Source organism: candidate division WOR-3 bacterium (assembly GCA_039801085.1).
GTDB lineage: Bacteria > Hydrothermota > Tepidihabitantia > Tepidihabitantales > Tepidihabitantaceae > JAOABP01.
The window spans coordinates 925,057-934,845 of record JBDRTY010000001.1 but is presented as its reverse complement, the minus strand read 5'-3'; the positions used below and the strand labels follow the sequence as shown (position 1 = coordinate 934,845).

Below are 9,789 nucleotides of genomic sequence, written 5' to 3'. Positions count from 1 at the left end.
AGACGGTCCAGATCAGCCTGCCGCCGGCATTCGGTCCGTTTGTCTTCTACGGTCAATCCTACAACCAGATCTCAGTTTGCTCCAACGGCTGGATTGCACCGGGTAATACCACAGTCAACACCTGGTCCAACACCGCGCTGCCCAACACCGGCATGCCGCCCCTGCTTGCGGTCAACTGGGATGACCTCTATCCGCCGACCGGGGGCGGAGTCTGGTATTATCACGATGCTGCCAACCACCGCTTCATCGTGGAGTGGGACTCGGTGCATTACTACAGTCCGCGCGATGCCTGGGACAAGTTTCAGGTGATTCTCTATGATACCACCCGGAGCGATGGCGACTGTGAGTTCCTGTTCCAGTATCTGACCGCCAATAACTACACCTCAAATACGGTGGGCGAACAGGATCCGACTCTGACCCGCTACATTCAGGTGCTCTATAACGGCAGTTATCACCGGGGTGCGGCCGCGCTGGCACCGGGCCGGGCGATTCTGTTCACACCCGAGGGACCGCAGACCGGAGTTATGGAGCCGGCATCCTCGACCGGCGGGCTGAGCCGGCTGGAGCTGAGCGTCGTGCCCAGTCCGGTGCGGGGCAGAGCCCGGCTTGCCTGGCAGCTGCCGGCAGGAGGCAGGGTCCGGCTGACCGTCTATGATGCGAGCGGGCGGCTGGTGCGCACTATTCTGAGTGGTGAGCTGGCAGCGGGCAGGTATCAGGCATACTGGGACTTGACCGATGAGCAGGGCCGGAGAGTGGCAAACGGGCTGTACCTCTGCCGGCTGGAGACGGCAGACCACAGCGTTACTACCAGAGCGGTGCTGCTGCACTGAGCCGGCTTTAACAGTAAAGGGGGCGGTAGAAATGCCGCCCCCTTTGATTTTTCGTTGCAATTATTTCTGTTCCGGTTCTGCCGGTTCGGTTTGAAAGTCCTCTTCTTTCATCAGAATTTCGATCTTTGCCTGTGACCGCAGGCGGCTGATCAATTCGTCATAAAGCTGTTTTTCCAGTTCCCGCCGCATCCGATTTTCGATCTTGGCCTTGACTTCGCTGAAGGAGCGGATGTAGGATGGTTTCTTTTCCTCCATCCGGATGAAGGTATAGGTCGTGTCGTTAAGTTTTATAACCTGTGAGAATGCACCCTTGGGCAGGCTGTAGGCAGCGGTGACGACTTTCGGGTCCCTGGCTTTGTCATCCCGGGTGAGTGATATCTCACCGCCGCCCCATTTGCTGCCGGCAACCGAGAAACGGCGGATCAGATCTGCGAATTCAACCTGCTGGGCAGTGTCTTTACGGGTAATCTTGAAAACAAGATAACCACCAGGAATTGCCACCGGTCCGTATACTTCGCCGGCAGACAGCTGAAACAGTTTACGCATCAGTTCCGAGGGGAAAAGGCTGTTCAGGCGGACATATGCACCAAGTCGGGTTGAATCAACAATTTCAAGGGCATAAGCAGATTTGGGCTGGTTGCTGATCAGAGTTTTCAGTTCGTCGACGGTTTTAACACGAATGATCTCCGGCTGATAGAGGCGATCTTCTGTTGTTAAATCACCGAAGGCAAAGGCAGCCGGTTCCGGCTGGATAAAGGGTCCGGCGATCGGGCATGGTTGAGTTAAATCCGGCAGGTCTCTGCCACCAATATTCAGCACCGGAGTGTGGGGGAGGCGTACATTAAAACCGGCAAGGGCAGCGGATGCGGCGATGGAGTCGGAGTTGGCGTTTGCTTTGAGCAGTGCGGCAAGTTCTGCTGCTTTTGTTTGATCACTGACAGCAATCGCGATCCCATGGATCATTGCCGGTATTCTGCCTGCAATTGCCCAGCGTCGGAGCTGTTCTGCCCGGGTGCGGTTTCGAGTTACCATTTCCCGGCAACGGACACGGGTCGGTTCCCGGAAATCATTAATTGTTTTTTTGTATTCGTTGTACAGTGTTGCGGAGTCCAGGGCGATTTTTTCCGCGGTCTCCCGGCGACGGTAGGCGTCAATCAACAGAGCGGCGCGCCGGTTGATTAAATAGTCAATAACCCGGTTTTTCAACCAGATTTTCTCCTGTTCGCATTCTCTGAGCAGGAGTTTTTCGATAATCAGCTGTTCCAGTATCCGGCGTTTTCCTTCCGGTGTCTCAAACTGCCCACGGAAAAAAGGTGGAATGGCATTCAGGCGTTCATCAAGCTGAGCGCGGGTGATCGGTACGCCATTAACAACCGCCAGCGTTTCACGGTTCTGTTCTATCGCAAGTGTATCCTGAATTAATGATGCGGATTTTTTCAGCCGGGCAATCTCATCTTCGTAAATTCGGTTTGCGCGCTCCTGCCGGATCTCGACTGCAATCTGGTTCTTTACCTCATCAAAAGGACGGATCTTCTGAGGTTCTCTGGCAGTCACTCGGATGAGGTAGTAAGTATCGCCGACTGCTACCGGGGAGCTGATTGCACCCGGTTTGAGCTGAAAGGCTGCTTCTTCAATCGGTTTGGGCTGAACGCCGCGGGCAAACATTCCCATATCACCACCCCGCTCGCGATCCGGGAGCACTGAGTACTGACGGACAATACTGTCCCATTTCGTTGTATCGGTAATAAGCGCGGTGCGCAGTGATTCCGCCAGTGCCCGGGATGTTACTGCCAGTTGAAAGGCGTGCACCTTTTCCGGCAGAGTGAAGCGGGTGATGTTTTTCCGGTAATAGGCGCGCAGTTCCTTTTCCTTCGGTTCTGCGCGGGCAGTTACATGGCGATCGTACCAGACCTGAAACATCTGCCGGTTGCGCAGGTCGAGGAGGCTTTTGCGAATCTGGGGATCGTTGCTGACACCGGCTTTCAGCGCGGCTTCATACAGAAGACGGTTATCGATCATCGTATCAAGGAGTTTTAATTTTGCCTCGAACCGCTCATAAGCCGACGGGTTGCGGCTGATGCGTTCGTCCAGTTCAATCCGCGTAATCGGATAACTGTTAACATATGCCACACGTTCCTGGTAGTTTTTCCGGAAACAGCGTTCGATGGCATCGAGTGCATCATCAGCGTAGGAGGATTTGATATAGCGGGTAGCGACTAGTTCATAATTTTTGGCGGCATCAAGATATTTCTCCTGAAGTTCCTGGGTAAGAGCCAGTCGATAGATAATTGCCGGTGTCAGCTGGTGCCGGGGATAATTCTGGAGCAGTTGCTGATAAACTGATTCCGCTCGGGAGTAGTCGTTAACCTTGTCCAGAAAATAATCGCCGATTTCGAGCGACAGGAGCAACTGGTGAGAACGGCTGAGGGGACGGGAGTTGAGCCGTTGGAGTAGTTCCCAAGCCCGATCAGGCTGTCGTTCAGCATAGTAGAAGTAAAGACTGTCCAATGCCGGTGGGACGGGTTGTGCTGCCATGATCAGTCCGACCAGCAAGACAATCTGAATTGATAATTTCTTCATTGTTTACCTCCTGTTAAATTTTTAAGAACAGGTTCTCATGCTTTTTTAATGCCGGTCAACGAAGCAGCTGCAATACTACCATCATCACCGTTCCCGAAAACATCGGGATTACAACATTATCGTTAATCTCAAAGGGCAGTGCTTCTACGACCGCTGCCGAAACTGCACCAATGATACCAACTAATAAAGGCAGGTCAATATTAGGCAGGACAGAAATGAGGTAGGCAACACCGATGCAGGCAGCAAGACCGGCAAGCGTGCCTTCAACCGTTTTGCGGAAGATGCGGATTTTCCCGATTGAAAGCCCGACGATGGCAGCCACCGTATCACCAATTGCGAGAAATGAGATGGCAGCGATGAAAACCCCCCGATTGTTGCCGAACAGGAGCATGCAGACGAGTGAGGCAACCATCAGATAGCTGCCACCGGTCAATGAGCTGAATTCCTTCCGGCGCAAGAGTGAGCCAAAGAGAATAATGAAGATATCCTTAAAAGGGTTGAGGCGCAGTCTTAAAAGGTCAATAACAAGAAAAATAGTAGTTGCAACAGCCATGAGGATCAGCGATAGAGTGCGGGCGGGAATCAGATAATAGGCAACAGGAATGATCAGAGCAGCAAGGTGTGCCAGTTTTCGTCCCAGCTCCGGACCTAAAACTCTACACCTCCAGATATCTGCTGCGGGGTTCCCAACTCCCGGGCATCGGGAGCAGTGCCACTGGCGTAGCCATAATCGACATGAAAGTTTTTGAATCTTGCTCCTAGGCCGAAACTCAGGTTGTTGCGATAAATACCCAGCCGGGCGAAGAGAATATTCCGCAGCGAATATTCAGCGCCGATATTGGTATGAAACTGCCGATCTTCCAGTAACGCTTCAACCTGAATAGCGCACAGCAGGTAGTCGCGTCCCAGATTGAATTTCTTCCCCAAGCCGATTGTCAGCTGTGGATAGATCGCCTCTCTGACTCCAGTGCTCCAGAAAAGGGGTGAGGTACTGAGGTTCCGGATACAAAGCCCGATGTCGATCGTGCGGATTGGCGTGAAATGCATACCTGCATCAATGCCAATGCCTAGGCAGTATCCGGTGCCCCCAAGCTCCTGATAGATGATTTTGGCATTACCACCGACTGCCCAGACGGTAGAAAGACGGCGGGCAAAGCTGAAATAAGTGATCAGCTGGTTGGCATTAACTGTGCGGTAAACGTAGGGACGGTTATTTTCTCCTGGGGGACTGTCAGGTTGGGGAAGGGTGGTCAGTTTGATATCGGGGATGCCGTTGTGAAGCAGTGCGGCGCCTATTGCCTGCCGGTCGTTGGGGAATGAAATTGCGAGATAATTATGACTTAGCAGCCCGGAAAAATCTTCCGAATGCATCAGGAGAACCGCACGGCGCCGGTTGTAGACAGAAAGAGCCGGGTTGTAGTAGATGGCGCTCGGGTCGCTGGTTACAGCAACGACAGCGCTACCCATACCGATTGCCCGGGCCGATGTGCCTAAAAGCTCGAAATCACCTGCGTATTTTGTGGCTTGCAGGGAGGCAGTAATTGATAAATGAAGTATAAACAGTTTTTTAATCAGTGTCATAATTACCTCCTGTTATCCCGGAAGCCGGGTAACTTTGCCAATCAGTTCCTTTTTCAAGGTATAGCGTGGACGGGAATAGGTGGGTCGGAGAGTAACATGGATCAGGTATTCTCCGGGGGCAACGACGTTGCCCTGATTGTCTCTGCCGTCCCAGACAATAAGGACTTCGCCTGGTCCCTGCTGGTATGACGGTGCAAGCGTTCGAACTATTCTCCCGATATTATCAGTGATATCAATAATAATTTCGGCACGCTGGGTCAGATAAATTGCAATTGTAGTTCCCGGTTGCTGTAAATCAAATCTTTCCGGGAAACATCCGATCAGCCAGCCGTCAAGTGCTATCAGATAATACTGACCGCCATCGGCTTCACTGATAAAAAGCTGGCCGAATTTTCTGCCGATAGCAATCCCCCGTGGAGAGTTAAATACGGGCTGATTGCCGGGGGTGTTCGCCGCCCGACCGAATGAGGTGATGTATTTGAGATTGGGGTCAAAGATGTGAATCTGGGAATTTACCCGGTCGGTTACATAGATGTTGCCATAGCGATCAAAGGCACAGTAGGAAAATCCCGCTGTATCCAGACCGATACGCCGGCAATCAATGGTAGTCATTATTGTTCCCCCGGGTGTGATTCTGCTGATGCGAGTTCCATTTCGGTCAATGACTACCATGAGGTCCGAATTGAATTCGTTGAAAGGTGCCAATGCATCCAGTACCGCAATTCCAGTCGGAAAATTCAAACCCGGGGCGAGCGTTCTGATCCGGATATTGCTGGAATCATAAATAACGATACGGTCAGCTTGCGCATCGGTGACATAGATGTTTCCTCTGGAGTCCATGGAGACATCATAGGGGAGATTGAGTGTGGAATCAACGATAGTAACCCACGAGAGGGTGCCCTGAGTATAACGCAGTCGTACGACCCGGCGATTGTCGGTGTCGGCAACATAGACATCCCCCATTTCGTTACAGACAATACCGTGGGGGTTATTAAACTGTGCAATACCACTGCCGGTTGTGCCGTAGACTGCCGGTTTAATCAATTTTATATTATACACAATCTGACCGGTTCCGGAATTGACTGCAAAAAGAGTGAGCAGAGCATCGTCCCGCCATGTTGTGGTGTCTTCTTCTTCTATCATTTTGGCGCAGCAGAGACCTTCTGGATTAGCGACCCGGAAACCACTGCCGAGATACATGTTCAGGTAAAAACTGCTGATCCGGGTAAAACCCATGGTGTGGGCAAAAGGCGGAGGAACAAGGGTTGTCGGTTCGGTGCAGATCAGAGTAAACAGCAGAGAAATCACCGGGATATGATAGAATGGAGCCTGAAAAAGTCAAGGATTCAGGAGAAAATTATCGTGGTGTTTTTTGCTGATGAGCTTGACTATCTTGAACTGCCAATTTAGAATTGCCAGAAGTGATTAAAGCGGGTGAATATGTACTCCTGTATCATTCGGATCGTATAAAATTTCTGGTAACGGTCCAGGAAAAAGGCGTTTTTTCTACTCATCGGGGAAATATTGAATTTTGTCAGATTCTGAATAAGGAGTATGGCGACTGGGTAGAGACTCAATACGGAACAAGATTCTATTTGCTGAAACCGACTCTGGCAGATCTGGCGCTTAAAGTGAAACGAACTACTACAATCGTTTATCCCAAGGACACCGGTTATATGCTGCTTCAGACCATGATTTTCCCGGGGGCACGGGTAATTGAGGTAGGCTCGGGTTCCGGAGCACTGACCGCAGTTCTGGCAAGTTTTGTCCGGCCACACGGCCGGGTCTATTCTTATGAGCGCAGACCGGAATTTAGTGCCAATGCTGTTGAGAATGTTCGGCGCTACAGACTGGATGATGTGTGCGAATTCTTTGTTGCCGATCCGGCAGAGCAGGGTTTTCAGCAGATTGATGTGGATGCCGTTTTTCTTGATGTTCCTGAGCCGTGGACGCTGGTTCCGGCTGCCCGTCAGGCGCTTAAAAGTGGTTATCCGCTTGCCGGATTAGTTCCTACTTTTGAACAGCTCCGCCGGTTCACCTCAGCACTGTCAGCCGAAGGTTTTATCAGGATTCGTGCTCGTGAGGTTCTGGAGCGGGGATATTACCTGCGGGAGACGGGGATCAGGCCGGTTGACCGGATGGTAGCCCATACTGTGTTTCTGGTGTTTGCTCACAAGACCAATATCAGAAATGAGCAGGAATTGCCGGAACAACCCGAAAGTGCGTAATTTCTGCCTTTTGATATTAATTTTGGGAAATTTGTTATGCGGTCCAAGACATGCGTCTCAATCTGAATCTGGCGAAATAAGGTGTGTTTCACTTGTTCCCAGTGTTACCGAAATTATTTTTGCCCTCGGAGCGGAAAGTTTATTGAAGGGGAATACTGTGCAATGTGATTATCCGGTTGCAGCACGTCAGATTTACAAGGTTGGGGATTTTCAGTTACCAGACTTGGAGCGAATTGTTGTGCTGAAGCCGACAATCGTCTTTGCCACGGTGCCGGTTCATGCACGACTGATTGAGAAACTGAGAGAACTCGATATCCCGGTTTACATTTCTAACCCCAGGACAGTTGAGGATGTTTTTGCTGAAATTGAATCAATCGGTGGATTATTGGGCGTCAAGTTTAAAGCCGTGCAGCTGGCAGAAAGTCTGCGTCGGAGTTTGAAGGTGATTCCTGCGTTTACTGATACGCCGCGGGTTTACATTGAAATTGCGGCGGCACCGTTGATGAGCGTCGGGAACTCGACATTCATCAATGACATCGTGCGAATTGCCGGCGGGAGAAACATTTTTGATGATGTTGCCCAGCCCTATCCTGTGATCGCACCGGAAGATGTGGTGCGGAGAAATCCAGAGGTGATTATTATTTTACATCCTCAGGCCCTTCAGGCGGATGTCAGGCAGCGCGTAGGCTGGGGGCAGGTAAGTGCAGTCCAGCAGGATCGGATCTGTGACCGCCTGGACGAGGATATCTTTTTTCGCCCCGGTCCTAGAGTCGTAGAGGCAATTTACTTACTTCTGCAGTTACTGCATCCTGACAGCACCAGCTGATGAGAATAAAAACTGTTATCGGTTGGTTATTTCTGCTGGGGTTGTTAGTTTCCGGAGCGCTACTTTCGGTTCTGACCGGTCCCGGTTGTTTTCATCGGGGTGAAATTGGTTCTCTGCTCTATTTCCGGTTGCCCCGAATGACGATCGGGATAATTGCCGGCGGTGTACTGGCACTGGTTGGCTGTTCACTGCAGGGGATCATGCGTAATCCACTGGTTGATCCTTGGACTCTGGGGGTGGCAAGCGGTGCGGCATTCGGAGTATCACTGACAATAGTCACTGGAGTCCAAGGCAGCTTGGCTTTACCAGTTTCAGCAATAATTGGTGCTGCCCTGGCGATCGGATTTGTTTATCTCCTTGCAGGCAGCGGGATTAACCTGACTGTTACTCGTCTCGTGCTCTCCGGGGTTATTGTTAACTTCTTTTTCTCGAGTGTGGTAATGCTGATGCTGATTCTGGGCCGGCATACTCTGGGGGAAGCGGTCTATTTGATGATGGGAAGTTTGGGAGTCGTATATACAGCGAAATCATTCTGGCTGCTGGTTGGTTGCGGAATTGTTGCAGTACTCGGATGCGGCTGGCTGTTTTTTCATTCCCGAGAACTGGATATAATTTCACTTAATGAAGAGACCGCAGTCAGTCTCGGAATTGATGCGGTAAAAATGATCCGCATGACTTTTTTGGTCGGGTCGGTGGCGGTCGGACTGGTGGTAGCCTGGACCGGTGCGATCAGCTTTGTCGGACTCGTGGTGCCCCATATTGTGCGAATGCTCTTCGGGCCCAGGCACAGTATCGTGTTACCGGGGTCGTTTGTACTGGGGGCAGGACTCCTGCTTTATGCAGATACCTTGGTGCGGAATTTAGCGCCGTCTGGGCTTCCCTTATCGGTGGTTACTGCGCTGGTAGGAGTGCCTTTTTTTATCTATTTACTCCGGAAATCACAATGAATGCGGTTGATCTGCAGGGGGTATTTTTCGGTTATCAGCAGAAGCCGCTGTTGGGCGATTTTCACCTAAGTATCGCAGCCGGTGAATGGCTGGGAATCGTCGGTCCGAACGGGGCGGGCAAGTCAACGCTCCTGAAACTGATTGCTAATATCCTTCAGCCGTGGTCCGGGAATATCAGGGTTTTCGATCGGAATCTGAGGGAACTGTCAAGGCGGGAGATCGCCCGGATTATTGCCTATGTTCCCCAGGAGAGTCATTTTGCATTTGAATGGAAAGTTGAAGATATTGTGATGATGGGGCGCCACCCGTATCTCAGTCCGTTCGTCCGGCCAGCTCCGCTAGACTGGAAAGCAGTCAATGAGGCGATGGAGCTGACCGGTGTTATTCTCTACCGTCACAAGGGGATGAACGAGATCTCAGCCGGCGAGCGGCAGCGGGTGATTATTGCCCGGGCACTGGCACAGGAAACAGATATTTTGCTTCTGGATGAAGCCACTTCGCACCTGGATCTTTACCATCGTACCGAGATCCTGTGTCTGCTGCACAAATTAAGCTGCGGGGGAAAAACAGTTGTTTCAGTCGTTCATGATCTAAATGAGGCGTTCAGTTACTGTTCCCGGGTGGCGTTCATGAAAGCCGGTTCGCTGGTGAGCTGTGTAAATCCCGAGGGCATGGTCGATTCAGAGTTGATCAGCAAGACATTCGGCATTACGCCTATCATTGCTCTTCATCCAGTAACCGGTCGTCCGCAGTTTTTTCTCCCCGGAGCAGACAAGACAACAGGGCAGTAAGCAGAA

General features: G+C 51.4%; 9 protein-coding genes. 5 read left to right on the top strand and 4 right to left on the bottom strand.

All coding sequences use genetic code 11. From position 1 onward, the window contains the following. On the top strand, positions 1-830 hold an 830-nt coding region (locus ABIK48_04370; protein ID MEO0021388.1), incomplete at its 5' end, for a FlgD immunoglobulin-like domain containing protein. 60 nt (positions 831-890) lie between these two features. Here ABIK48_04370 and ABIK48_04365 read toward each other — a convergent pair. From ABIK48_04365 to ABIK48_04350, 4 genes are all read right to left on the bottom strand, one after another. Next, a complete protein-coding gene (locus ABIK48_04365) occupies positions 891-3,410 on the bottom strand; it encodes a peptidyl-prolyl cis-trans isomerase (GenBank protein MEO0021387.1) in 2,520 nt (839 codons plus the stop codon). A 55-nt stretch (positions 3,411-3,465) separates the two neighbouring features. Continuing rightward, a complete protein-coding gene (locus ABIK48_04360) occupies positions 3,466-3,963 on the bottom strand; it encodes a hypothetical protein (GenBank protein MEO0021386.1) in 498 nt (165 codons plus the stop codon). Between the two features lie 95 nt (positions 3,964-4,058). Next, on the bottom strand, positions 4,059-4,991 hold the full coding sequence (locus tag ABIK48_04355; protein MEO0021385.1) for a hypothetical protein: 933 nt from the start codon (positions 4,989-4,991) through the stop codon (positions 4,059-4,061). Between the two features lie 12 nt (positions 4,992-5,003). Further along, complete coding sequence (locus tag ABIK48_04350) at positions 5,004-6,299, bottom strand: FlgD immunoglobulin-like domain containing protein (GenBank protein MEO0021384.1); 1,296 nt, start codon at positions 6,297-6,299, stop codon at positions 5,004-5,006. Between the two features lie 113 nt (positions 6,300-6,412). On the opposite strand from ABIK48_04350, the gene ABIK48_04345 reads away from it, so the two are divergent. Genes ABIK48_04345 through ABIK48_04330 form a run of 4 tightly spaced genes read left to right on the top strand, consistent with a single transcriptional unit; the run spans position 6,413 to position 9,783 of the window. Further along, positions 6,413-7,219, top strand: a complete 807-nt coding sequence (locus ABIK48_04345; GenBank protein ID MEO0021383.1) for a tRNA (adenine-N1)-methyltransferase — start codon at positions 6,413-6,415, stop codon at positions 7,217-7,219. Next, positions 7,182-8,045 carry a cobalamin-binding protein gene (locus ABIK48_04340; protein MEO0021382.1) on the top strand — a complete coding sequence of 288 codons (864 nt, stop codon included), beginning with the start codon at positions 7,182-7,184 and terminating at the stop codon, positions 8,043-8,045. Before ABIK48_04345 ends, ABIK48_04340 begins: the two co-directional genes overlap by 38 nt. Further along, complete coding sequence (locus tag ABIK48_04335; GenBank protein ID MEO0021381.1) at positions 8,045-8,992, top strand: iron ABC transporter permease; 948 nt, start codon at positions 8,045-8,047, stop codon at positions 8,990-8,992. The genes ABIK48_04340 and ABIK48_04335 overlap by 1 nt, the downstream gene beginning before the upstream one ends. Further along, complete coding sequence (locus ABIK48_04330) at positions 8,989-9,783, top strand: ABC transporter ATP-binding protein (protein ID MEO0021380.1); 795 nt, start codon at positions 8,989-8,991, stop codon at positions 9,781-9,783. The genes ABIK48_04335 and ABIK48_04330 overlap by 4 nt, the downstream gene beginning before the upstream one ends. Positions 9,784-9,789 lie beyond the last annotated feature (6 nt).